This is a genomic window from Streptomyces sp. NPDC050546, from assembly GCF_044457425.1.
Classification (GTDB): Bacteria; Actinomycetota; Actinomycetes; order Streptomycetales; family Streptomycetaceae; genus Streptomyces.
This window is the reverse complement of sequence record NZ_JBITGX010000003.1, coordinates 330,472-354,046: the sequence shown is the minus strand read 5'-3', so window position 1 is coordinate 354,046 and position 23,575 is coordinate 330,472. Positions and strand designations below refer to the sequence as shown.

The following is a 23,575-nucleotide window of genomic DNA, read 5'->3' as shown; positions in this document are numbered from 1 at the left end:
CATCTACCGGGACCGGACACGCATCACATCCACTCCTGAGTAACAACCTTCTTCACGGGTTCAAGGCCCGCGCACGGCGCGGGCGCGCGCCGCCTCTGCGGCGCGGCCTGCCTCCTGTCTGCGCCCCGGCTGGCCGCGCCCGGCGGCGCGCTCGGCGGCTGCGGGCATGAAGTGGGAGACACCCTGTGGCTGGGGCGGTCGGCTCCACGGCTTTTAGGGAAGCAACGCAGCAGAGGCTTCCTGTCTGCTATTCGGACTCCACTGTTGGTAGGGAGCCGCCAGCCAAAACCTGCCTGGTTCGCTCGGAGTATCTAGTCTTCTTCCAGCCGCTAGCTCCCGACACCCAGGCATACCCGCGGTTATCAATTGCGGTCATGTGCAAAGGATCATAGAGAAGGGCTCCGCGGATACTACCTAGTTCCGTCAATGGCGTGAAGGTCACCCTAAATCCATTCCCAGGGGGAACAAAGTACATACAGGGCTCTGCCAGCGTGAAGGGCTGAACCATCTGATCGTGACGCCATTTTATGGACTCAGGCGGATGCTGATTCCTTCCCAGTAAGATCACTTTAATTGGAAGGGTGCCCATGTTGTCGACATAAGCGTGAGTCCGCCCATCTGGATCCACCCTGACCCAGTAAGACACCTGACTGATCAACTCGCCACGTAGACGTGTTTGGTCACGCAACAGGACTACCAGTCCCAAAAGAAGTGCTCCACTTGTAGTGATTGAGCCGACCCAAGTTGGGACATCCCCCCAGTCAATCATCACGTCGGCATGGTAGACGGGCGCCTTCTCCCGCAACAGGTGGCGTACTGGTGGCTGTTGCAGTGCGGTGCAACATCTCGCTGCTGTCGCACCACAAGCGAACCAGGTCGAGCGGGGGACACAGGGGAATCACGGTGAAAGCCCCCGAGGCCGACGAGACCTCATGCAGGTCGTTCGCCCAGGTCAGCAACGGAACCGGCCCTAAATGATCGCAGCTTCCCAGGCTGAGGATGCCGACCTCATGGCGCGGTCTGCAGGTGAGATCCCGATCAAGCCTCCACACCCCTTACGAGGCCTGCCAGCTGGATCTGCAGATTCTTGAGTCGTCCGTAGGACTCGATCACTTCTGTCTCGAACGAGCTTGGCCAGTTGGCCTTGGAGTGCCAGGAGTACGGTACTCCGTCTTCCTTCCACCTCAGGTGAGTCACGCGCCAAGAGTTGTAGTGGTGGATGAAGGCCAAGTAGGAGTCCGGCATCCGGTCACCCACGATGAGGTGCGTCTTTGAGGATAGAAGGTTCTGGATCGCCTCATTGCGCGGCATGAACTCGTGGTCAACCCAGAACAGCCAGAGGTCTTGTTCCTCCGGGTTGAGCGGCCTGCCCGCCGCGAACACATAGTTACGCCCTAGGGTGTCGCAGAAGTCGTGGAAGGCCGACCGCCCTTCCTCGACCAGGAACAGGAGCGGTCCGTAGAGCTGCTCCAGCTGGTTTTCCACATGGGTGAGCCTTGCTTCAGCCTGCCTTCGCCTCAGATCGGCTCGAGCGGACAGGGCATGATTTGCAATCCATCCGCCGACAGTGACCATCGCAGCGATCAGTGCTGCCAGGAAGGTCGAATCCATGCCATCAGATTCTGGGACACGTCCCTGCGGTGGGTCCACCTGCGATGGGATGAAGTGCATCCTGAGATCGCATGGCAGTTGCTCCGGGGCTCCCCTGGTAGTCCGGCGGATCCGAGCACCGGGGGCCCTGACATGCTGCGATGACGAGCTCGGCCGTCTCAGTTTCCGTCTCATTCAGCCACGTTCAAGACCGGTCGCAGGCGACCAGGAGGTCAACACATCCCGGCGACCAGCCGTGCATGAACACAGGTGAACGCCCCCGACCGCAGCCCACGAGCCCACCAACACAGTTGGAAAGCGTGTTGGTCTCGCGCGGCCGGCGGCGCGGCGTTGCGACCTCATGTCGACAACATCCACTGCTCTGGCCATGATTGGCCAATGCCCGAGTTCAGTTGGCCGGACCGCTCCCTGGTGCCAGCCTCAGACGCCATAGACCGGAGCTGGCCAGCGACAGTCTCCGCATTGCCCCTCGGATCTCACGTCAGCGGACGGGTCATCGGCCGACAGCCATTCGGCGTCTTCCTCCTCCTCGATGGCGTGCCGAATGCAGTCGGGCTTGCCGAGATCACGGCCATGCCTCACCACATGCAGCTGCCTGCCTTGGGCGCCACTGTCGCCGGTGAGGTGATCTGGCACACGGACCACAACCGGCAGGTGAAGATCCGCCTCGATGAATGGCAGGTGCCCAGCTGATCACCTCCTGGTCGCCACAGCTCTGCACCACTGCCGCACCAGAACGAGCGGGGAACAGCGGGGAACCACGGTGAAAGTGGCCGAGCCCGGAAGGATCAGTAACCGAACGTTTGCGCAGGTCAGAGCCCAAACCGGCCCCAAATGCCCGCAGCTTCCCAAGCTGATGTCTCGGCGAAATCCCCCTGCTCCCAGCCCCCAAGGTGGCCTACCGTTCCACGCATGACTCCGATCAGCCCCGGGAACCCACTGACCTCAGAAGACGCCCAAGCGTTGCTTGCCATGCTCTCCGCCCGCGTAAAGGTGAAGCGAGGCATGAGCGAGCGAGAACTCGACCGCGTTGAGGAGCGCTGGGGGTTCCGTTTCGCGCCGGAGCACCGAACGCTGCTGGCTGCAGGGCTACCCACGGGGAGCCGCGGTTGGCCCGATTGGCGGGACGGCGAGCCGGAAGACCTGGCGGAGCGGTTGGCGTGGCCGGTGGACGGTGTGCTGTTCGACGTGGAGCACAACGCTTTCTGGCATCCGGACTGGGAACCGCGGCCGGCGGACACTCAGGATGCCTTGGAAGTTGCTCGCACGTACTTGGCCAAGGTCCCTGTGATGGTGCCGATCTACTCGCACCGGTACCTGCTCGCCGATCCAGACCGCACCGGTACGCCCGTGCTTTCGATGTACCAGACGGACATCATTCACTACGGCACCGATCTGGTCGACTACTTCCACCACGAGTTCGGTCGCCCTGCGCAGACACCCGAGGACCATCAGTACGCCACGATCCCCTTCTGGTCCTACTTCCTGGACTGAACGATCCCTGGTTCGGGACCGAGGGGTCGCGTGCCACAACCGTGCCAGGTGCAGGGGTCAGCCACGGTCAACAACGGGAACGAGCGGGTGAATCAGTGCCCACTACCCCGACCAGGGAAGCCGCAGGTCACCGGCCAGACACCCCAGCCTCTCCCCTAAAGCGGGTGTCGCAGGTTCGAATCCTGCCGGGGGCACAGAGAGAAGGGCCGGCTCAGGAGGGGTTTCCTCCCAGGCTGGCCCTTCACTGTTTCAGGCGCCGTGTGGTGCCGATTCGCTTCGTGTCCCGGTCATGGCAGGGCGGGCCTCGAAGATCACGTCCCCCAAATCGTGCTTTACCGGGCAGGTCCACAGACTGCCGGACTCACCGGTAGCTGCCTGCCTAGCTTCTGAAGGCTCGCTGAACCGCTCCGGGACGGCAGCCCGCCCCACCGGCTCGGTGGAATCCGGGGCCGGAGTGGTGCGGCCGGTAAGCGCGCCGTGCCTGTCGGAATTCCTCGTGCAGTCGGTCGGCCACGGCGCGGGGGAACTCGAGCTTCGCGCCGTCCGAGTCCAGGACAATGCACGTCGCGTAGGTGATCCAGTGGTTCGTCAGGCTCACGAACGCGACCGCCCAGCGGGCATCGACGAAGGACGGGTACACGGTGCCGCTCGTACGTCCGCCTCGGTCGCCAGACAGTGCCGCCCGGCGGCGATCAGCCGGGCGACCGCCGGCGGCCTGCACTGTTGGGCAGGCCCTGTCAGAGTTCGCAGAACTCGGTCTCGACGGCCGCGTCCTCCAGTCGCTGCTCGCCCCAGTCGCCGTTGCGGTTCATGGTCATGACGCGTCGGCCGTCCGCCGAGGCGAGCGTCCGGGTCGCGGAGCCGGGGATCATGCCGCCGTGGCCCCATGCCCAGCAGCCCTCTTTGAGCTTGAAGTGCCGTATACCGAGGCCGTAGCTGTCCTGCGGAGAACCGTGTCCCTTGTCCCCGTCGACGTGGACCGCGTCGAGCAGCTGCCGCTGCTGGGCGGGCGGCAGCAGTTCACCGGCCAGCAGCTTGGACAGGAAGGTGTTCACGTCTTCGACGGTCGAGATCATCTGTCCGGCGGAGAAGGCGACGGTGGGGCTGAACTCGGTGACGTCACGCACTTTCGCCGCCGGCCCGTCCTCGAACAGCGTGGAGTAGTGCCTCGCATGCGGTGCGGGCAGTTTGGGCGAGGTGCCCGGCACACTTGTGCCGCGCAGGCCGAGCGGCCGGATGACAAGACGCTCGACGGCCTGCGCGTAGGTGCCGCCGGTGGCCTTCTCGACGATCATGCCGGCGAGGACGTAGTTGGTGTCGGAATAGTCCCACCTGCCTGGCCTGCCGGGCCTGCTGCCCTGCTCCGGCTGGAAGTTGGGCGGGTGGGCGAGCGCGATGTCCACCAGCTCCTGTGGGGACCACCTGATGTGGCGGTTCCGGTCGAACTCGTCCCCCGCGTACAGGGCGCGGAAGCCCTCATCCATGTTGTAGTCGAAGATGCCGCTCGTGTGGTTGAGCAGGTGCCGCACCGTGATGTTCCCGGGCCGGTAGCCCTTGCCGCGCACCACCCCGGGCAGCCATTCCGCCACGCTGTCGTCCAGCGAGATCCTGCCCTCGGCTTCGAGCCCGAGCAGCACCGTGGCGGTGAAGGTCTTGGTGACGCTGGCGATCCGGAACTTCTCGCCGGTGCTCCTCGGCCGCTCGGCGGACAGGTCACCGACACCGGCCCGGCCGTCCCACACACCGCGCGGGTCCCGTACCTGGGCGATGACGCCGGGGGTGCCCTGCGCGACGATCTCGTTCAGTACGGCTTGGGTCTTCGCGTGCGCGACCTGGCTGTGCGGATGTAATCGGGATGGTGCGTGGTGGGGTGGCCCGGCCGGTGCGGCAGTGGTGGCGGTGAGTGTTCCCAGGGCGACGGCTGCGACGGCAAGGGCGATGGGGAGTCCACGAGAGGACTGTCGATGGCTCATGAGAACAGGTCACCAAGGGCGCGTTCCTCACACCATCGGGAACGCCCCGGAAAGGGGTCGGGGACACGACCTAGGGGTCGCTGCCGGCACGAGGGTCGCGAACATCGTGCGCCAGGCCGCCGAGGTCAAGCTCGCAGCAGACCGACGGGCCATCAGCAGCGCATCGCTGATGGCCCGTCACGAGAATGCGATCAGTGATCGTTGAGGAAATTGAAGTGGTAGGAGCCCGAATTATCCGAGGGCTCATGCGAGACGATGACGTCGAATTTGCTGTGTTCCGCGAGGTTGTACTTGCCGCCGTCCGAGGCGTCCCGGTAGCTGCACTTACCGTCGTTCTTCGTGTCGGTGAGGCTGTACACAAGGTCGCCGCTGTAGTAGTCGAAGACGTTCACCCACGCCTTCTTGCCGTCGCTCTTGGTGTCACAGACCCTGAGGTAGTCGCCGCGCTCCTCGATGTAAGCCGCGGCGTGCTTGCCCCTGTCGTACAGCGGTCCGTGGTCCCAGTCCACCGCCTGCGCCGAGCCCGGCACCATGGCCACCGCGACAGCGCCCATGGCCAGTGCGGACATTCCGCCCTGAACTATTCGCTTGATGCGCAATTCAATCCCCGTAGTTCTTATGTGAGTAGCAGTCAGAGTCGTGTGAGGCTAGCAGTGGGTGTCGGTCCCCGGCGGCCGCGTGCGGGCTCAGCCCCGCGCCGCCCCCGCCAGGGACATTTCCCAGTACGCGGCGTACCGGCCTGCGCGTCGCAGCAGTTCCTCGTGGCTGCCCTGTTCGACCACCTGCCCGGCGTCCAGGAAGGCGATGCGGTCGGCTCGGCGCACAGTCCCCATGCGGTGTGCCACCTGCAGCACGGTCCGGCCCGCCGTCAGCTCCTCGATACCGGCGTGCACGGCCGCCTCGTTCACCGGGTCCAGGGCCGAAGTGATCTCGTCGAGCAGCACGATCGGGGCGTCCTTCAGCAGCGCGCGGGCGATGGAGACGCGCTGCCGTTCGCCGCCCGACAGCAGCGCCCCGCCCTCGCCCACGTCCGCCGACCAGCCGCCGGGCAGCCGCTCGATCACCTCGTCGAGACGGGCCGCGGCGGCCGCGGCCCGTACCTCGGCGTCGGTGGCGTCCGGGCGGCCGAGGCGCACGTTCTCCTCGATCGTGCCGTCGAAGAGATAGACGTCCTGGAAGACGATGGCGATCCGCGCCATCAGCGCCGCAGAGTCCATCTCCCGTACGTCCACGCCGCCGATCCGCACCGCGCCCGCGTCGACGTCGTAGAAGCGGGCGAGCAGTTGCAGCAGGGTCGTCTTGCCCGCGCCCGACGGCCCGACGACGGCGAGCCGCCGGCCCTCGGGGACGGACAGTGTCACCCCGTCGGCGACCGCGCGGTCGCCGTGCCGGAAGGTCACCTCGTCGAACTCGACGTCGTGACGGGACGGTTCGCGCGGCGCGCGGGGCTCCGGCAGCGGCTTGGTGGTGAGGACCTCGTCGAGGCGGGTCAGTTCGGCGCGGGCGGCGCGGATGCCACCGCTCATCTCGGCGAGGGACAGCAGCGGGTCGGCGCAGCGGGCGGCGAGCACCAGGATCGCAAGTACGTCGGCCGTGCCGATGTCCCCGCCGAGGGCGAGGTACGCACCGAGTGCGAGCACGGCCGTGAACACCGCCTGCACGGTGACCGCCAGCCCCAGCACACCCGGCAGCGCCGCAAGGGTGGAACGGCGGGCTGCGCGGCGCAGTTCCTTCAGGGAGTCGTCCAGCAGACCGAATCGCTCGCCGGTGCGGCCGCCGGCGCGCAGCACCGGCTGGGCCTGGAGGTACTCGATGACGCGGCCGGTGGCCGCGCGCTCGCGTTCCACACGCTCCGCGTCGGTCACCGTCGTCGCGCGGGCCGTACGCAGCTGGACCGCGGCCACCAACGGCACGGCGGCCAGGCCGGCGAGCCCCAGCTGCCAGTTGAAGGCGAGCATCACGGCGACGATCGTCAGCGGCGTCACACAGGCGGAGACGAACGGCGCCAGCAGGTGCGCGATCACGCCCATCGCCTGCAACACGCCCTGGCCGGCGAGGACGGACACCTCGCCGGTGCGGCCGGGTCGATACCAGCCGATGGGCAACCGGGCGAGGTGTTCGCCGAGGCGCTCGTACATGCCGTGCAGCAGCGTCGTGCCCACGCGGAAACCGGAGCGGTCGCTGACGTACCGCAGCACCGCGTACACCGCGACCGCCGCGCCGAAGGCGGCCAGCCAGGGCCGGGCGTCCTCGGGTGTGCTGCCGAAGAGCGCGCGCAGTACGGGCACCAGCAGGGCGTACGACAGTCCCTCGGCGAGGGCGGTCGCCGTCATCAGGGCGATGGTGCGGCGCACCGGCACGGCGTACTCGTGGCCGAGCACACGCAGCAGTGTGCTGATCATCGGGCCTCTTCCCCTTCCATGGCACCGGCTTCCATGGCACTGGCTTCCATGGCACCGGCTTCCACGGCACCGGCTTCCTTGGCACCCGCGTGGATCTTCCAGAATTCTGCGAACTCGCCGTTATGCGCGAGGAGTTCGGTGGTCGTGCCCCGCTCCACGATCTCGCCGTCGCGCAGCATCACGACGGTGTCGGCGTCGGCGATCGTCTCCAGGCGGTGGGCGATGACCAGCGTCGTCCGCTTCTCCCGGGTCTGCGCCAGCGCCTCGCGCACCGCCTGCTCGGTCCGCGGGTCGGCGAACGCGGTGGCCTCGTCGAGGACCAGGACGGGGGCGTCCGCGAGCAGGGCGCGGGCGATCGAGACGCGCTGTGCCTCGCCGCCGGAGAGGCGGGCGTCCTCGCCGATCACCGAGTCGTAGCCGCGGGGCAGTTCGAGGATGCGGTCGTGGATGCTCGCCCGGCGGGCGGCGCGGACCACGGCGTCGCGGTCGGCGTGCGGGACGGCGAGGGCGATGTTGTCCGCGACCGAGGCGCGCAGCAGCCGGACGTCCTGGAAGACGAAGGACACCCGCCGGTACAGCTCCTGGCTGCCCACCTCACGCAGGTCGACACCGCCGAGGAGCACGGAGCCGTGCGTCGGGTCGTAGAACCGTGGCAGCAGCTGCACCAGCGTGGACTTGCCGCTGCCGGACGGCCCCACTACGGCGGTGATCGTCCCCGGCTCCAGCACCAGGTCGATCCCGCGCAGCACCTCGCGCCCGACCGCTCCGTCCTCGTACCCGGAGTACCCGGCGTACCCGGCGTACCCGGCGTACCCGGCGTACCCGAAGCGGACGTCCCGCAGCTCCACCCGGTGTCCCTCGGGCATCACGGGCCGTGCGGGCTCGGGCAGCGGCGGCTCGGCGAGTACGTCCCGGATGCGGCCGACGGCGCGCCGCGCGGCCTGTAGGTCGTCGAAGCCGTGCCCGAGCGCGGCCACGGGCGCGGTCAGACCGAGGCCGAGGAGCAGGAACGGCAGCAGGTCCGCCGGGGCGAGCCCGCCCCCGGTGATCCGGTACGCGCCGCCGACCAGCACCGCCAGCAGCACGAACGGCGGTGACAGCGCCACCTGCATCCCGGCGGCGACCCCGGAAAGACCGCGCACCATCCGGTAGAAGCTCCGGGTGAAGTCATCCACCGCGGTACGGAACCTGCCGTGCGCCCTCTCCGACCCGCCGAACGCCTTCACCACCGCGATGCCCTGCACGAACTCGACCACCGACGCCGAGATCCGCCCCATCGCGGCGTCGAACTCCTGCTGCTCCCGCAGCCGCGTGGGGGTCATCATCAGCGGCACGAGCGCGACCGCCAGCAGCACCGGGATCAGCGTGATCAGCGTCAGCCGCCAGTCCACGGTGAGGAGGTAGCCGAGCGAGGCCAGCGGCACCACGAAGGCGGAGACCAGCTCGCCCGGCGTGTGGGCGATGAGCGGGTGCACGGCGCTGACGTCCTCGCCCACCAGCTTCGCCAGCTCCCCGCTGCGCCGCCGCGCCAGCCAGCCGATCGGCACCCGCCCGAGCCGCGCGGCGAGTCGCCGGCGCAGCGACAGCTGCACCCGGGTGTCGAGGAGGTGTCCGACGCCGGACGAGGCGGCCGTGAACAGCAGCCGTACGAGGAGCCCTGCCGCGCCCGCGATCACGACGTCGCGCACGTGCCCGTCGTCGGCCGGTCCCGGCGCCAGCAGCGTACGGCCGAGCTCGACGACCGCGAGCAGCGGCGCCAAGCCGGCGACGGCGCCGATGACCTGGAGGACGATGACGACGGCGAAGCCGCCCGCGTACGGGCGCAACAGACGGGCCACGCCCGGTGGTGGCGGCGCGGTGGTTCCGGTGGAAGTCATGCGCTCACCTTCGCCGCGGCTGCGGCCCGGTGGATTGAAGAAATGTTCCGTCCGGGTGCTCCGTCCGGGTGCTCCGTCCGGATGCTCGGTTCGGGCAGGCCCGTAGCATGGACGCATGTCAACTGCCGTGCGCCGGCACGTCGCTGTCCCCGTGTGGGAGGTCACGCGCCCGGCCCGGCCGGGCCGCGTACCCGGCGTCGTCCTGGCGGGGCTGCGCGACCGCGGCCCGGCTCCGGTCGACCACCGGCTCGACCCGCACCCCGTGCTGACGCTCGCGCTGGCCTGCGGCGAGGCGGCGCTCGGCATCGACGAGCCGACGGGGCGGCGGCACCGCGGCAGCCTCGTCACCGGGCTCGGGTTCGGCGTCGGCGGTGCGGCGCGGGTGCGGGCCGCGAACGTCGAGTGGATGCAGGTGCGCCTCTCCCCCGCCATCGCGCGCACCGTGCTGGGCGTGGGTCCTGCTGAGCTGGAGAACTCAGTGGTGGCCCTGGACGACCTGTGGGGAGAGCGGCGAGCGTCCCGGCTGCGCGAGCGGCTGGCCCAGGCCGCCTCGTGGGAGGAACGCTTCGCGCTCGTCGAGGCGTTCCTCGCCCGGCTGTCCGCCGCGGGGCCCGCCATCGAGCCGGAGCTGGCCTGGGCCTGGGACCGTATCGTCGCCGGGCACGGCCAGGTGCGGGTCGAGGGGCTGGCCGACGAGCTGGGCTGGAGCCGTAAGCGCCTGTGGTCCCGCTTCCACGCGCAGCTCGGCCTGCCGCCCAAGCGCGCCGTGAAGCTCGTCCGCTTCGACTGGGCCGCCACCCGCCTGGCCGGGGGCCAGGAGGCGGCCAGGGTCGCGGCCGACTGCGGCTACGCCGACCAGCCGCATCTGCACCGGGACGTCGTGTCGTTCACCGGTGTGACCCCCGCGACCGTGGCCGGCCAGTCGCTCGTCACGACGGCCGACCTGGCGTGGGTGGACCACGTGCCGCGCCTCTCGGCGCGATGGGGCAATGACCCGGCCTCCCGTTTCGACGGGCGCAACCGCCCCTCCCCAGTCCCGCTTCCGGTCGGCCGGAAGCCGCACTGAGGAGAGGCAAGCCCGCCAACCGAAGCCGAGCGCGGCGTCCGCGGCTGCTACTGGGGCAGGACCGCGTCCTTGGCACTCTCCGGGCGCCTGCGCTCCCGGATCAACGCGATCGCGATCACCAGGGCGGCCACGAGCAAGGAGAGCAGAACCTGGCTCCGGCCGCCGCCCTCCTTGTCGTCGGTGAGCATGTAGACAAGGACGAACGAGATCATCGCGATCGTCACCCATGTCAGATACGGGAACAGCCACATCCGGACGACGAGCTTCTCCGGGTTCTCGCGCAGGATGATCCCCCGCATCCGCAGCTGCGAGAAGCAGATGACCAGCCACACGAAGAGCGCGACCGCGCCCGAGGAGTTCAGCAGGAACTGGAACACCGTGTCCGGCCACAGGTAGTTGAAGGCGACCGCCACGAAGCCGAAGGCCACGGAGGCCAGGATCGCGGGCTGCGGGACACCTCGCGCGTTCGTCCGTACGAAGGACCGCGGGGCGTCGCCGCGCTGGCCGAGGGAGAAGGCCATACGAGAGGCGGTGTAGAGGCCGGAGTTGAGGCAGGACAGCACGGCGGTCAGCACGATGAAGTTCATGATCTCGCCGGCGTGCGGGATGCCGATCGAGTCCAGGGCCGCGACGTACGACCCCTTCTTCTCGATCGCGGGGTCGTTCCACGGCAGCAGGGCGACCACGACGAGGATCGAGCCGATGTAGAAGACGCCGACCCGCCAGATCACGCTCCGGGTGGCCTTCGCGACCGCCCGCCGCGCGTCCGGGGACTCGGCGGCGGCGAGGGTGACGATCTCGCTGCCCATGAAGGAGAAGACGACCAGCAGGATGCCGGTGAGGATCGCTCCGGAGCCGTTCGGCAGGAAGCCGCCGTGTTCGGTGAGGTTGCCGAAGCCCGTGGCGGCGTGGTCGGTGCCGGGCAGCACACCGAAGATCGCCAGGCCGCCCAGGAGGATGAAGCCCGCGATGGCGACGACCTTGATGCCGGCGAACCAAAACTCGAACTCGCCGAAGGAGCCGACCGAGATCAGGTTGGTGGCGGTGAGGACCACCATCACGATCAGGGCCCAGGCCCACTGCGGCACGGCCGGCACCCACCCTTCCAGGATCACGGCACCCGCCGTCGCCTCCACGGCGAGCACGACGACCCAGAAGAACCAGTACAGCCAGCCGATCGAGAACCCGGCCCAGCGGCCCAGCGCCCGGTCCGCGTAAGCGGAGAAGGAGCCGGAGGTCGGGTAGGCCGCGGCCATCTCGCCGAGCATCCGCATCACGAACACGACCAGGGCCGCGACCAGCGCGTACGACAGCAGGATGCCGGGCCCCGCGGCGGCGATACCGGAGGCGGAGCCCACGAAGAGGCCGGCGCCGATCACACCACCGATGGCGATCATGGACAGATGGCGGTTCTTGAGACCGGCCTTCAGGCCTGCCTGCTCCGGGGACGACTGACCGTCGGCAGGTGGGGCGGTGTCATGGGCCGGTGCATCTGGGGGACGTGTGGTCATGTCGGTCGACATCCATCCGTTGAGGGGTTGGGAAGCCGTGTGGGGAAGGGCTGCCGTGGTTGCTGGGGCACTGCATCACCGGGGGAGGGCGGTGGCCTTGAAGATGCCGCAAGCGTTCAGGGTGCGGGGCGCGGTATCCGGATGCCGTGCAGGTGAGGGGGTCGTCACCGCACGTCCGCGCTGCGCTCCGCCTCCTCATGAGAGGCGGCCCGTTTCGCTTGCGGGAGGAGATTTGCGCAAGCGTATGAGGGGTCATGGGGCAGCAGGCTTGTCCAGTAGGACGAATTCGTCGCCGATGGCTGTACGGCCCGCCGATGCGGAGAGGGAGCGGGATCAGCTGCCGGGCGGCAGTCGCAGCTGGAGCATGGCGAGAAGACGCTGGTCAGGGCGGCTCAGATCGAGACCGGTCAGCTCCTCGGCCCGGCGAAGGCGGTAGCGCAGCGTGTTGGGGTGCACATGCAGCTGGGCGGCGGCATCCCGCACGTCACCGAAGGAATTGAGGTAGGTCAGCAGGGTCTCCGAAAGGCTGCCCTGGTGCCGGCTGTCGTGGGCGACGAGGGCGGTCAGCCGTGGATCCCGTATCTCGGGATGGCCGGAGAGCAGCGTCAGCACCTCACTGACCAGTACTTCCGACTGGATGTCCGGCAACGCGGCGACCGCGGCGGGTACGTCCGCTGCCAGCATGGCGTCGAGGATGCGGTCGGCCTCCCGGCGCGACTCGGTGACGTCGCCGAGCGTGGACACCACGCAACCGACCGAGCCACGCAGCGGCAGGCCCAGGTGCCGGCGTACGGCGTCGGTGATCTCCTGACCCCAGCCGCGCAGCGTGTCTATGTCGATGCTGCGCGGCAACTGGGGCAGGAGCACGTAGATGCGGGGGTCGACCTGCGCGACCAGCGCGCTGCGATGCCGGGCGGCTATGTGCACGGAGACCAGGTTGGTGACTTCGGCGTGGGTCAGCTCCGCCGCGGCGACGCCCTCCGCGGTCCCGTACGAGAAGCCCAGGACGGCGGCCGGGCGGGTCGCGTCGAATCCCAGGTGGGTGGCCAGCGGCTGTGGCCCGGTGTTCCCCTCCAGCAGTCCGGCCAGCAGGGTCCGGGTGAACGTCAGGTTCTCCGAGTGCTCCCGGCGGCGGCGCACCAGATGGAGCGCGGCGACCCGGGCGGCACCCAGCAGTGCCTGGCCCGAGCGTTCGGACAGCGGTGTCGAGCCCTCCTGCACCCAGATGGTCCCCAGCTGCCGGTCACCGGAGCGGATGGCCACCGCGAGCCGGCGGCGGATCCCCAGCTCGGGGTGGCTGTCGATACTGATCACCTCGTCGCTGGAGTGCAGGTGCTGGAACACACCCCACTCGCGCAGCTTCGCCAGATACGCCTCCGGTCCCTGCCAGCCGAGGATGGACCGCCGCCGCAGGTCGTCGATCTCGTCGGAGTCGGTGGAGCGGGAGTACGCAAGCACCCGGTTGGCGGCGTCCTCGATGCTGACGATGCCGCTGGTGAGGATGGCGGTGGTCTGGGCGAGCGAGAACAGGTCGCTCGCCTCGGCTTCGCCGGGTTGGCCCGGGGGCGCGTCGTCGAGGGCGGCGCGGGCCACCGCGTTCACCTGTTCCCAGCGTGCTTCGCCGCGCAGCGAGAGCAGGGCGACCCCGGCCTCGGTGGCGGTCTCGCTGAGGGCCGCGGCCTGGCCGGGGCCGTCCACCTTGACCACGACGCCGGCGGCTCCGTCGCGTCCGGCGGCCCGCAGCGCGGGATAGGCGGCTCGGCCACGGGCACCGATGACGAGCACCAGCTCGCCCGGCCGACTGGCCGGCGGCTCCTCGGGATCGAGCAGGGCGACGCCGCGGATCTCGACGTCCAGTCCGGCGGGAGCGGCCTGCACCTCCACCAGCGAATCGCCCAGAGCCATCAGCAACTCGCGCAGGCTGATGCTCGCGGGAAGCGGAGATACCGCGGCCGGATCCATGATCGTCGCCTTCACTGGGAGCCACGCCGGAGCTCTGATGCTATCTGCCGGCGGCAGGCTGGTGGAGTTGCTGCGACTGGGCAGGCGCGCTATCCGCCGGCAGCAAGTGAGGAGACCAGCAGCGCCCCGCCCCCGAGGGCGACCAACTGCACGATGCCGGGGATGCGCCATCCCAGAGCGAGCAGGCCACCGCCCGTCAGCACTGCGCCGCCTCCCAGAATCCACGATGCCTGCGACGCCGCGCGCGACGCACTCGTCGGAACGACGCCGTCGCTTTCGTAGCTGTCGGCCCATCCCGCGATCCCCACGGCGTACACCGACCAGGCGATGAGCATGAAGTCGATGACGAGCAGTGCCACGCTGACCCCGATCTGCCGGCCGGTTGAAGGCTCGTTCGGCTGTCTCATGCCCACTGTCGTCCCGTCCGCAGGTGACGCTCCACCAACCGCATGCGGTCAGCGTGGTGCCGCCGCGGGCATCGCGCATCAGTACAGGTACTCAGATGCGCCGCTCTCAGGGTCTGGTCAGGTGCCTCAGACACTCGCGGCGTGCTCGCGTACCGCGATCCGGGCCAGCTTCGTCAGCATCATGCCGTTGCGGACCGCGACGACGTAGTCCACGGGGAGGCCGTGCATCCGCGTGCCGGGGCCCCGGAGGGGGTGCCAGTCGAGGGTGAAGAGGGTGTGCTCGCCCCAGGGGGTCAGCTTCATGGCGATGCGGGCCGCGCCGAAGGGCCCTGCCTTCGCTTCCAGTTGCAAGCGGTGGCGCGGTTCGGCGATCCGGACGACGCAGGTGTCGTCAAGGGTGAGAGGGCCGGCGCCGACGCGGACCGTCAGCCGGGCGCCGACGTCCGGCCAATGCGGGTCCACCGCGAGGACTTGCCGGGTTCCTGTCACCCACTCCCCGTAGCGGTGGCCGTCGGACAGCAGGCGCCAGACTTCCGACGGCGAGCTCTGGATCAGAATCCGGTTCCGGGCCATGAGCACGCTCCACTCGGTCCACGGGCCTCAAGCTCAGGACTGTGCCGGTCACTCGCCGATCGCGGCCTTGTAGCCTGCGGCGTTCATGAGGCTTTCGAGCTCACGGGCGTTCGACGGCTTGAGCTTGAAGATCCAAGCGTCGTAGGGATCCTCGTTGAGGAGCTCCGGACTGTCCGCCAGCTCTTCGTTGACAGCGATCACCTCACCGCCGACCGGCGTGTAGATGTCCGTCGCCGCCTTCACGGACTCCAGGACACCGGCAGCATCGCCGGCCTCGAAGACCTTGCCGATCTGCGTCAGCTCCACGAACACGAGATCGCCGAGCGCCTTCTGAGCGTGATCGCTGATGCCGACCGTGACCACGCCGTCCGATTCCCGTCGTGCCCACTCGTGCGACTCGGCGTAACGCAGGTCAGCCGGAATGTTCGACATGCTCGCTCCCCTGAAGAGACCTGAAGAGACCCGAAGGCACTGAGGACACTGAAGCCATGGACGATCGACGCGTCCATCATTCCCAGCCCCCGAGCGGTCTGAGCAGTGGTTCCCTCGCGTGGGCTACAGCAGGCCGGGGCACATCACCCGAGCGCGTCCGCTCCTCCCTCCAGCCACACCCGCAGGCAGGAAGGGCGCTCCGCGTCCATGTGCACCGTGTTCGTCGCCGTGGCCGTGCGGCGGGCCGTCGCCTCCGGTTCCCCGGTGTTGGTGTTGATGTCGAAGCGGGGGAAGTTGCTGGAGGAGATGTCGAGGCGGATGCGGTGGCCGGTGGCGAAGAGGTTGGCCGTGTCGGGGGCGGTGACCTCGATCTCGTAGACCTCGCCCGGCGTGAGGGGCTCCGGGTGTTCCCAGGAGCGGTGGAAGCGGCAGCGGACGATGCCGTCGGTGAGGTTCATGGCGAAGCCGTGCGGATAGTCGGCGTTGGGCGGGTGGACGTCGATCAGTTTGATGGTGAAGTCCGTGTCGGGGGCTGTGGTCGAGATGTGGAGCCTTGCCGATACCGGGCCGGCCAGCACCACGTCCCGTTCCAGTGGCGGGGTGCTCAGGCTGATCACGTCCGGGCGGGCGTCCAGGGGAAGGTACGGCTCGCGTGCGCCGTACACCCGGGCGTCGGGGGCGTTCTGGTCGTAGGCGCCGCCCGTCATCACCGGCTCGCCCGAGGTGACCTGGCCGCCCATCGTGGGGACCGGGTGACGTGGGTCGAAGTCGTATGTCACCGATGCCGCGGGCGTGGTGGGCGGGGTGGGGGTGAGGCCGCCGGCGGGGGTGAGGTACAGGGCGACGGGGGACGTCGACGTCGGTGGCCAGTGCGTGTCGGTGCGCCACGCGCCGCCGTGCCGCATGCGGCCCGCCGGGTCGCGTCTGCCGTCGCCGCCGCCCATCAGGAAGTACTGGACGGCGGGGAGGTCGCCGGGCTCCCGTTCCGGGTCGGCCTCGCGGCTCAGCGCCCGGTCGAACCAGCGGCGGCGGAACTCCAGGTAGGACGGGGCGAGGTTGCCGTCGAGTGTCGAGCGGGGGCCGAAGTCCACGTCCCCGGCGTATGTCTCGCAGCGGTGGCCATGTGTCCACGGGCCCATGACCAGGTAGGACGGGGCCGACTTCAGCTCGCGCAGGGCGGTGAAGTTCTCGATGGTGGAGCGGACGTAGGGGTCGTACCAGCTGCCCATGTGCAGGCTGGGGGCGTCCGGGAAGCGGTCGTAGAAGCCCCGGCCGTAGATCGCGGGGTTGCGGTAGTAGTCGCCGAAGGCGTCCTGCCGCCACTGCTCCAGCAGGTAGTCCTCGTAGGGCGAGAGGTGGCGCAGCGGTGTGCAGCCGGGGCGCCACGGCATCGCGCCGAACCAGCCCCCGACGTCCACCCGCAGCAGTGCCTCGGAGAGCACCGGGTCCGCCGCGGCCTCCGGGCTCCGCAGGGCGTGCCGCAGTGCCCAGGTCACCTGTTTCAGCTCGAAGGCGCCGCCCATCCGCATCCCCGCGTCGTACGCCGAGGAGAAGCCGCCCGAGTCCTGGAACATGGCGGCCAGGCCCGTGGGTCCTTCGGCGGCCGCCGCTGCCTGGACGTGGGCGGAGTAGGAGACACCTGTCATCACGATCCTGCCGTCACACCAGGGCTGGTCCCTGAGCCAGGCGATCGTGTCCGCTCCGTCCGGGCCCTCGCCGAGGTACTTCACGAACGTTCCCCCGGAGTCGCCGCGGCCCCGGCAGTCCTGCCGTACGACGTGGTAGCGGGCTTCGGTGAAGTGCCGGGCGATGTCCTCGGGGCGCGGGAGCGGTGCGTCGCCGCGGTCCTGGTCCGAGCCGCGCGGTGCGCGCCGGCCGTAGGGGGTGCGTTCCAGGAGCACGGGAAGTGCGGTCACCGCGGGCTCGGGTGAGGCCGAGTACAGGTCGGCGGCGAGACGGACACCGTCCCGCATGGGGATGCGCAGGGTGCGACGCCACAGGGCGCCGCCCTGGAGGGGCTCGGGCCGGTGGGTGTGGGAGGTGTCATACGAGGTCACCTTCGTGACGCTAGGCAATGGCCCAGGTCATGGCGATCACTTGACGTCATCAGGTCAACTGTTGCGCCGGACGGTGACGGGGGCGGAGCGCGGACCTACTGTGCAGCGCAACCCGGGAACGCCCCGCGTGCCGTCCCACGCCGTGTCGGGAGATCGGGCGCCGTTCCGGTTCCGTTTCCCGTCTCGCATCGCTCGCGGCGTGGCCCGCGACTTGCCGCCCCTGATCCATCGTCCCCAGAGCAGCCCCAGGAGCCCCGCCATGAGCACATCCGCCGACCGCACCCGGGAGGTGCCGGCCACCGGGCCCGACCAGGGCGGCCGTGGCTCCCGGCTCCTCGACCTGGTCGAGCGCGCGGGCAACGCGCTGCCGCATCCGTTCTGGCTGTTCTGGATCCTGTGCGGGGTCGTGGCCGTCGCGAGCTGGGCGCTGAACCTCTCCGGGCTGAAGGTCGAGGATCCCTCCTCGGGTGACCCGGTCGGTGTGCGCAGCGCCCTGTCGGCGGACGCCGTACGGGATCTGCTCACCGGCGCCGAGGAGTCCTTCGTGACCTTCGGGCCGCTGGGCATCGTGCTGATGGTGATGCTCGGCGTCGCGGTCGCCGAGCGGTCGGGGCTGTTCGAGGCGCTGGCCCGCCGCATGCTGTCGGGGCTGTCGCCGCGTACGGTCGTGCTGGGTGTGGCGCTGGGCGGCGTGCTGGGGAAGTTCCTGTCCGACTCCGCGTACGTGGTGCTCATCCCGCTCGGGGCGGTGGCCTTCCGCGCCGTGGGCCGCTCCCCCATGCTGGGCATGATCGTCGCGTTCGTGTCGATCAACGCCGCCGGTGACGCCAACCCGCTGATCGCACCCGGCGACGCGCTGTTCGCCTCCGTGGCCACCGAGGCGGCGCGGCTCGTCGACCAGGACGTGGTGGTCCGCGCGACGGACAACATGTACTTCACCACCGTGTCGGCGTTCGTGCTGGCCGGCACGATCGCCCTGGTCGTGGACAAGATCCTCGCCAGGCGCGAGCACCGCCTGGTCCCCGACGCGGACCTGGAGGCGGCCGCCGCACAGCAGGTGGTCGCCGCCGAGGTGGACGACGCCACCGAGCGGCGGGCCCTGAAGCTGACCGGGCTGGCCGTGCTCGGCTACGCCACGCTGGTCGTGCTCGCGATGCTGCCCTCCTCTTCGCCGCTGCGCGGTGAGGGCGGCGCGATCGTGGAGTCCACCTTCATGAACGCCATCGCCGTCTTCCTCACCGTCTTCTTCCTGCTCGTCGGCGCCGTGTACGGGCGGCTCACCGGGCGGATCAGGGGGAGCCGTGCGATACCGCAGTTCATGGCGGACGGGGTGCGCTCCATCGCGCCGCTGCTGGTGCTCTTCTTCGCCGTGTCCCAGTTCCTCGCCCTGTTCAAGTGGACCAACATCGCCACGGTCGTCGCGGTCGAGGGTGCGGACTTCCTCGATCAACTGGGCGCGCCCACGCTGGTGCTGTTCACCCTGCTGATCGTCGCGGTCGCGCTGCTGAACCTCCTCATCACCTCCGGCTCCGCCCTGTGGACGCTGGTCGCCCCGGCGCTGGTGCCGATGCTGATGCTGCTCGGCACCAGCCCGGCCACCACCATGGCGCTCTACCGCATCGCCGACTCCTGCACGAACTCCATCACCCCGATGAGCACCTCGTTCATGCTCTGTGTCGGCTATCTGCAGACCCTGAACCGCAAGGCCGGCATCGGCACCCTGATCTCCTTCACCCTGCCCCTGGCCATGATCATGCTGGTGGTCTGGGTGCTGCTGTTCTTCGCCTGGTACCTGCTGGGCATCCCGCTCGGCCCTGGCGCGCCCGTACGGTGAGTCACCGGCACGGGCGGCGAGCCGTACGCTGACGACGTGAGCATCGTCCTCGACCTCGGAGGGCTCGGCCCCGCGGACCTCACGGCCGGGCCCTCCGCGCTGTCGGAACTGATGGCGAGCCTCCACGTCCTCGCCGAACCCGAGCACCACCCGGAGGCCGCCGACTGGACGGCGCGGGCCGCCGCGGCGGGAGACGAACTCCGCGACGAACTGTCCGTGTTCGCTCCCCTGTGGGCCCGGTTCCGCTGCCGCCTGTTCTTTCCCCGAGCGCTGCCGCTCGCGTCCTGCCTCGACGAGGAGCTGACCGCGATCGCGGCGCTGCCGGCCGAGGACTTCCTGGAGCTGGCGGCGCCCGGCGTCCTCGGCACCACCGCGCTGCCCGTGCCGTCGGCCCGTGAGCTGCGCGCCGGCACCGCCGCCGCGGAGGACTACGTACGCCGCTGCCTACGCCGTTCCTACGCCCGCGGTGAGCTGGCGCGGCAGCTGGTGGCGGCGCCGCTGGAGCTGCGGGACCGGCTGCTGGCGGTGCTGCGGGCCGCCGACGCGGCGTTCTTCGCCGAGGACTGGCACGCCCTGCGGCCTGCTCTGGAGAACCACGCGCGGGAGGTACGCCGCGCACTGGCCGTACGGTCGCCCGCCGAGGTGCTCACCGAACTGCTGCCGACGGCGGCCCGGGTCGGGCCGGGAGAACGGGTACGGCTGGACAAGCTTCAGATCGACGAGGTGAAGGTGGCCCCTCGACCCCTCGTCCTGGTCCCGTCCGCCCGGGTGTGGCCGCATCTCACGGTCAAGCACGAGCACCCGTCGTGCGTGGTGCTGCAGTACGCGGCGCGCGGCGCCGTCCCGGGCGGGCAGCTGACCCTGCGGGATCTGCACGACCGGCTGATGGCGCTCACCTCGCCGGCCCGGATGGAGCTGTGCCGTCATCTGCTGGGCGAGCCCATCACCACCTCGGAGCTCGCCGCCCGGCTCGGCTCCAGCGAACCGCAGGTCTCCCGCGCCCTGCGGACCCTGCGCGACGCGGGCCTGGTGCGCTCCACCCGGGACGGCAAGCTGGTGCGGCACCGGCTCGCCACGGATGTCATCCAGCGGCTGGGGCATGACGTCCTCGCGACCGTGGCGCGGTGAACCGCCGAAGGGCCGCGTCACACGACGGCGGTTCCCTCGAGTTCGACCAGCTGGCCGGGGATCGCCAGGCGCTTCACTCCGAGCATCGTGGTGGTCGGTGCCACCGCGGCGGCGCCCAACTGCGCCGCCAGTACGCCGTAGTGCTGGAGGAGGAGATCGACGTCGGTCGTGTAGACGTTGAGCCGGACGAGGTTCGTGAGAGACATGCCGGCCTCGCCGAGTACGGCCTCCAGGTTGTCGATGCTCAGCGCCAACTGCGCTGCCATGTCGCCGTCGTGCTGGGGTTTGCCGTCGGCGCTCATCGCGGTCTGTCCCGAGATGTAGAGGGTCCGGGTGTGCCCGGAGACGAGCTCACCCTGGTTGAACCCCAGGTCCATGGACCACGTCACCGGGTTGACCGCCGTACGTTCCATTGCCACGTCAGCTCCATTCGATTCGATGCGACGTCGTGGCAACGAGCCTCCCAACAAAACATGACACCCTTGGTCATGTATTCCGTTAGCGTGCTTGTATGCGCGCCGACCGGTTGGTCTCACTGGTGCTGCTGCTGCGTCAGCGCGGCAGGCTGACCGCGGACACGCTGGCCCGCGAGCTGGAGGTGTCCACCCGTACCGTGCTGCGCGACATCGAGGCGCTGTCCGCGGCCGGCGTCCCGGTCTACGCCGAGCGCGGCCGGCACGGCGGTTTCGCGCTGTTGCCCGGGTTCCGGACCGAGCTGACCGGGCTGAACCACGACGAGGCCCTCGCCTTGCTGGCCACCGGATCGGCGCGCGGCGAGCAGGCGTTCGGCCTCGGCCCGGCGCTCGCCTCGGCCATGCGGAAGGTGGTCGACGCGCTGCCCGAGAACCACCGGGCCACCGCGAGCGACGCGGCCCGGCGATTTCTCGTCGATCCGGAGACCGACCTGCTCGCGCGCCGGCTGGTCACCGATGAGGTGTCCGGCGCCACCATGGCCGAGGTCCGGCGCGCTGTGCTCGCCGGGCACAAGCTGCGTATCCACTACGCGGCCACGGGCCAGACGCCACGGTGGCGCACGGTGGACCCGATCGGCCTGGTCACCGTGCGCGACCGGGGCTATCTGCTGGCCACGAGAGCCGGCACGGACCGCACGTACCGGCTGTCGCGGGTGCTGGCCGCCGAGGAACTGCCCGAAACGGCAGAGCGGCCGGACCGGGTCGATCTGGACCGGATCTGGCGGGAACGCTCCGCGCGGTTCCTCTCCGGCGGCGACCACATCACCGCGCTGGTCCGGGTGGACCCGGCGCGGCGGGAGGAGCTGCTGGACGCCGCGCTGGCCGTCCGCGCGGAAGAGCCCGACGCGGACGGCCGGCTGCGGCTGGAGGTGACCTTCCAGGATTCACGACACGCGGAATGGGCGCTGTGGCAGCTCGGCACGGACGCGGAGGCGCTGACTCCGCAGTCGTTGCGCTCCGCCCTGCGCGACCGGGCCGCCGCGCTGGCCGCCCGTTACGGAGACTCGGCGCCGGCCTCGTCTCCGGTGCCGCTCAGGGCTTCTTCGTAGCCGACTTCTTCGTGGTCGGCTTCTTCGTGACCGACTTCTTCGTGGTCGGCTTCTTCGTGGTCGGCTTCTTCGTGGCCGACCGCTTCGTGGTCTTGGGCTTGCTCGTACTCGGGCTCGGGCTCGGGCTCTTCCGGGCGGCCTTGGCGGGGGGCTTATCTCGCTTCGGCGTGGTCGGCCATTTGAGTTCGATTTCCAGCTCGATCTCCCCGTTGTCGATCTCGACCTCCATCTCGCTTTGGAGGTCGTCGGGGATGCGCAGGCTCAGCGTTCCGGAGCTGAGTTCCAGTTCAGCGTCGCCACCTTCTCTCAGGGCGGTTGCGAGTGCCGTGAGCTGGTCGGCCGCCTCCAGGCGGGACAGGGAGCGCTTCTGCTCAAACTTGAGATCTGTCATGCGTGTCTCCGATCCGGCATGAATGGCGGCAGTCACTCGGTGACTCGGTCGGCGTGACGGTGGGCCACCCTCCACTCGCCGTCCTCGCGTCGGTACGTCTGGGTGGCGCGGAGGGTGTAGGTGCGCGGCTCTCCGTCGACGGAGGCGGAGGCGTGTTCGAGGCCGACCGTGTAGGCCATGTCTCCGGACACGTCGTACGCCCGCAGTTCGAACTCGTACGACGTGCAGTCGGAGAAGCTCTCCCCGAGGGTGGTGAAGAGCTTGTCGAGTTCCCGCCGGCCGTAGGCGTCGCGCCACGCCCCCATGACGCTCACGGGCTCGTCGCGTGACCAGAGTGCCCGGCGGGGGGCCGCATCGCCGTTGTGCAGCGCGCGCTCCGCCTCGTACAGGGCGGTCCTGACCCACGCCAGGAAGTCGTCGCGGTCGGTCATGCCTTCATCATGCGCCTGCCGGCCGGGGGCGCCCACTCGGGTTCAGTCCGTGCCGAGGCCGTCGACCAGGCGGTTGAGGAAGCGGGTGAAGGTGGCTTCGGGGGTGAGGGGGCGGGCGGGGGCCGCGAGGGCCTCGGCTAGTTCCGGGTGGTGGCCGTCCGCGGCGACGGTCGCGAGGTAACGGGCCTCGGCCGCGGCCCGGTCGGGGGAGCCGGCGGCTGCCGCCTGGGTGAGTTCGTGGCTGACGTGTCCGGCGACGAAGGCCGTGAGCTGGGCGAAGATCTCCAGCTTGGCCGCGCCGTCCAGGCCCGTGGGGCGCAGGGCGGCGAGGGCGTGTTCCAGGAAGGCCAGGGTGTGGGGGCCGAGGCTGCGGCGGGTGGACAGGGCGGCGGGCAGCCAGGGGTGGCGCAGCATGTTGGCGCGCTGGAGGCGGGCGATGGTCTTCAGGTCGGTGCGCCAGTCGCCGGTGAGGTCGGCCGACGTGGGTAGTTCGCCGCTGACGTGGTCGACCATCAGTTCCAGCAGCGTGTCCTTGTCGGGGGCGTAGCTGTAGAGCGACATGACTCCGGCGCCGACCTGTGCGGCGACGCGCCGCATGGTGACCGCTTCCAGGCCTTCCGCGTCCGCCAGGGCCACCGCGGCCGTCGTGATCGCTTCCCGGCTGAAGGCGGGCTTGCGGCCCCTGCGGGGCTGACCGGGGCTCAGCCACAGCTGCTGCGGGTCATGGCCCGGGGTGCCGGAACCGTCCTCACGCGTCACCGTCGCGTACTCCTGTTCACCGAGGGCCGCTGTCGTCGTATCCAAGCATCCTCTATTCTCGTACAACGTACGGAAAGTCGAGGAGGGGAACCGCCCATGGCTGCACGCACCCACGACCCCGCCGCAAGGCCGGCCCGGACGCCGT

21 protein-coding genes and 1 tRNA gene are annotated in these 23,575 nt (G+C 69.7%); 7 read left to right on the top strand and 15 right to left on the bottom strand.

The genetic code is table 11. The annotated features are described in order from the left end of the window. Positions 1–1,038: 1,038 nt before the first annotated feature. Positions 1,039–1,611, bottom strand: coding sequence for a hypothetical protein (locus ACIBK5_RS09680; protein ID WP_399017916.1), 573 nt, complete (start codon positions 1,609–1,611; stop codon positions 1,039–1,041). A 378-nt stretch (positions 1,612–1,989) separates the two neighbouring features. Between ACIBK5_RS09680 and ACIBK5_RS09675 the strand changes: the two genes are divergently transcribed. The 3 genes from ACIBK5_RS09675 to ACIBK5_RS09665 all read left to right on the top strand — a co-directional run bounded on the left by ACIBK5_RS09675 (position 1,990) and on the right by ACIBK5_RS09665 (position 3,299). Beyond that, complete coding sequence (locus ACIBK5_RS09675; RefSeq protein ID WP_399017915.1) at positions 1,990–2,304, top strand: hypothetical protein; 315 nt, start codon at positions 1,990–1,992, stop codon at positions 2,302–2,304. 219 nt (positions 2,305–2,523) lie between these two features. Further along, a complete protein-coding gene (locus tag ACIBK5_RS09670) occupies positions 2,524–3,105 on the top strand; it encodes a hypothetical protein (RefSeq protein WP_399017913.1) in 582 nt (193 codons plus the stop codon). A gap of 119 nt (positions 3,106–3,224) precedes the next feature. Further along, positions 3,225–3,299 (top strand) — tRNA-OTHER (locus ACIBK5_RS09665). 543 nt (positions 3,300–3,842) lie between these two features. Here the strand turns inward: ACIBK5_RS09665 and ACIBK5_RS09660 are convergent. The 4 genes from ACIBK5_RS09660 to ACIBK5_RS09645 all read right to left on the bottom strand — a co-directional run bounded on the left by ACIBK5_RS09660 (position 3,843) and on the right by ACIBK5_RS09645 (position 9,357). Continuing rightward, positions 3,843–5,078, bottom strand: a complete 1,236-nt coding sequence (locus ACIBK5_RS09660) for a serine hydrolase domain-containing protein (protein WP_399017911.1) — start codon at positions 5,076–5,078, stop codon at positions 3,843–3,845. 191 nt (positions 5,079–5,269) lie between these two features. Then, complete coding sequence (locus tag ACIBK5_RS09655; RefSeq protein WP_399017909.1) at positions 5,270–5,647, bottom strand: hypothetical protein; 378 nt, start codon at positions 5,645–5,647, stop codon at positions 5,270–5,272. A gap of 117 nt (positions 5,648–5,764) precedes the next feature. Next, a complete protein-coding gene (locus ACIBK5_RS09650; protein WP_399017907.1) occupies positions 5,765–7,480 on the bottom strand; it encodes an ABC transporter ATP-binding protein in 1,716 nt (571 codons plus the stop codon). Then, the gene (locus ACIBK5_RS09645) at positions 7,477–9,357 is read right to left on the bottom strand and encodes an ABC transporter ATP-binding protein (protein WP_399017905.1); all 1,881 of its coding nucleotides are present in this window, start codon (positions 9,355–9,357) and stop codon (positions 7,477–7,479) included. The genes ACIBK5_RS09650 and ACIBK5_RS09645 overlap by 4 nt, the downstream gene beginning before the upstream one ends. A 115-nt stretch (positions 9,358–9,472) precedes the next feature. On the opposite strand from ACIBK5_RS09645, the gene ACIBK5_RS09640 reads away from it, so the two are divergent. After that, positions 9,473–10,423, top strand: a complete 951-nt coding sequence (locus ACIBK5_RS09640) for a helix-turn-helix domain-containing protein (protein WP_399017903.1) — start codon at positions 9,473–9,475, stop codon at positions 10,421–10,423. A gap of 47 nt (positions 10,424–10,470) precedes the next feature. On the opposite strand, the gene ACIBK5_RS09635 is transcribed toward ACIBK5_RS09640, so the two are convergent. From ACIBK5_RS09635 to ACIBK5_RS09610, 6 genes are all read right to left on the bottom strand, one after another. Beyond that, complete coding sequence (locus ACIBK5_RS09635) at positions 10,471–11,934, bottom strand: amino acid permease (RefSeq protein ID WP_399017901.1); 1,464 nt, start codon at positions 11,932–11,934, stop codon at positions 10,471–10,473. A 333-nt stretch (positions 11,935–12,267) separates the two neighbouring features. After that, positions 12,268–13,896, bottom strand: coding sequence for a helix-turn-helix domain-containing protein (locus ACIBK5_RS09630; RefSeq protein ID WP_399017899.1), 1,629 nt, complete (start codon positions 13,894–13,896; stop codon positions 12,268–12,270). Positions 13,897–13,985: 89 nt separating this feature from the next. Continuing rightward, positions 13,986–14,303, bottom strand: a complete 318-nt coding sequence (locus ACIBK5_RS09625) for a hypothetical protein (protein WP_399017898.1) — start codon at positions 14,301–14,303, stop codon at positions 13,986–13,988. Between the two features lie 126 nt (positions 14,304–14,429). Beyond that, positions 14,430–14,876, bottom strand: a complete 447-nt coding sequence (locus ACIBK5_RS09620; RefSeq protein WP_399017896.1) for an SRPBCC family protein — start codon at positions 14,874–14,876, stop codon at positions 14,430–14,432. Between the two features lie 48 nt (positions 14,877–14,924). Further along, positions 14,925–15,308 carry a glycine cleavage system protein GcvH gene (gcvH, locus tag ACIBK5_RS09615; RefSeq protein WP_399017894.1) on the bottom strand — a complete coding sequence of 128 codons (384 nt, stop codon included), beginning with the start codon at positions 15,306–15,308 and terminating at the stop codon, positions 14,925–14,927. A 143-nt stretch (positions 15,309–15,451) separates the two neighbouring features. Then, positions 15,452–17,365, bottom strand: coding sequence for a CocE/NonD family hydrolase (locus tag ACIBK5_RS09610; protein ID WP_399017892.1), 1,914 nt, complete (start codon positions 17,363–17,365; stop codon positions 15,452–15,454). A gap of 259 nt (positions 17,366–17,624) precedes the next feature. Between ACIBK5_RS09610 and ACIBK5_RS09605 the strand changes: the two genes are divergently transcribed. Together ACIBK5_RS09605 and ACIBK5_RS09600 are read left to right on the top strand one after the other, a co-directional pair. Further along, complete coding sequence (locus tag ACIBK5_RS09605; protein ID WP_399017890.1) at positions 17,625–19,199, top strand: AbgT family transporter; 1,575 nt, start codon at positions 17,625–17,627, stop codon at positions 19,197–19,199. A gap of 36 nt (positions 19,200–19,235) precedes the next feature. Beyond that, complete coding sequence (locus tag ACIBK5_RS09600; protein WP_399017888.1) at positions 19,236–20,327, top strand: DUF5937 family protein; 1,092 nt, start codon at positions 19,236–19,238, stop codon at positions 20,325–20,327. 17 nt (positions 20,328–20,344) lie between these two features. Here the strand turns inward: ACIBK5_RS09600 and ACIBK5_RS09595 are convergent, their stop codons facing one another. Then, the gene (locus ACIBK5_RS09595) at positions 20,345–20,740 is read right to left on the bottom strand and encodes a RidA family protein (RefSeq protein ID WP_399018319.1); all 396 of its coding nucleotides are present in this window, start codon (positions 20,738–20,740) and stop codon (positions 20,345–20,347) included. Between the two features lie 98 nt (positions 20,741–20,838). Here ACIBK5_RS09595 and ACIBK5_RS09590 point away from each other — a divergent pair, with 98 nt between their 5' ends. Then, positions 20,839–21,849, top strand: coding sequence for a helix-turn-helix transcriptional regulator (locus tag ACIBK5_RS09590; protein ID WP_399017886.1), 1,011 nt, complete (start codon positions 20,839–20,841; stop codon positions 21,847–21,849). Here ACIBK5_RS09590 and ACIBK5_RS09585 read toward each other — a convergent pair. Genes ACIBK5_RS09585 through ACIBK5_RS09575 form a run of 3 tightly spaced genes read right to left on the bottom strand, consistent with a single transcriptional unit; the run spans position 21,833 to position 23,430 of the window. Next, a complete protein-coding gene (locus ACIBK5_RS09585; protein WP_399017884.1) occupies positions 21,833–22,240 on the bottom strand; it encodes an amphi-Trp domain-containing protein in 408 nt (135 codons plus the stop codon). The two genes, ACIBK5_RS09590 and ACIBK5_RS09585, sit on opposite strands and share 17 nt — an antisense overlap. A gap of 32 nt (positions 22,241–22,272) precedes the next feature. Further along, entirely contained in the window at positions 22,273–22,671 is a 399-nt protein-coding gene (locus tag ACIBK5_RS09580; RefSeq protein ID WP_399017882.1) for a YybH family protein, read from the bottom strand. Between the two features lie 42 nt (positions 22,672–22,713). Continuing rightward, a complete protein-coding gene (locus ACIBK5_RS09575) occupies positions 22,714–23,430 on the bottom strand; it encodes a TetR/AcrR family transcriptional regulator (RefSeq protein ID WP_399018316.1) in 717 nt (238 codons plus the stop codon). Between the last annotated feature and the right edge of the window lie 145 nt (positions 23,431–23,575).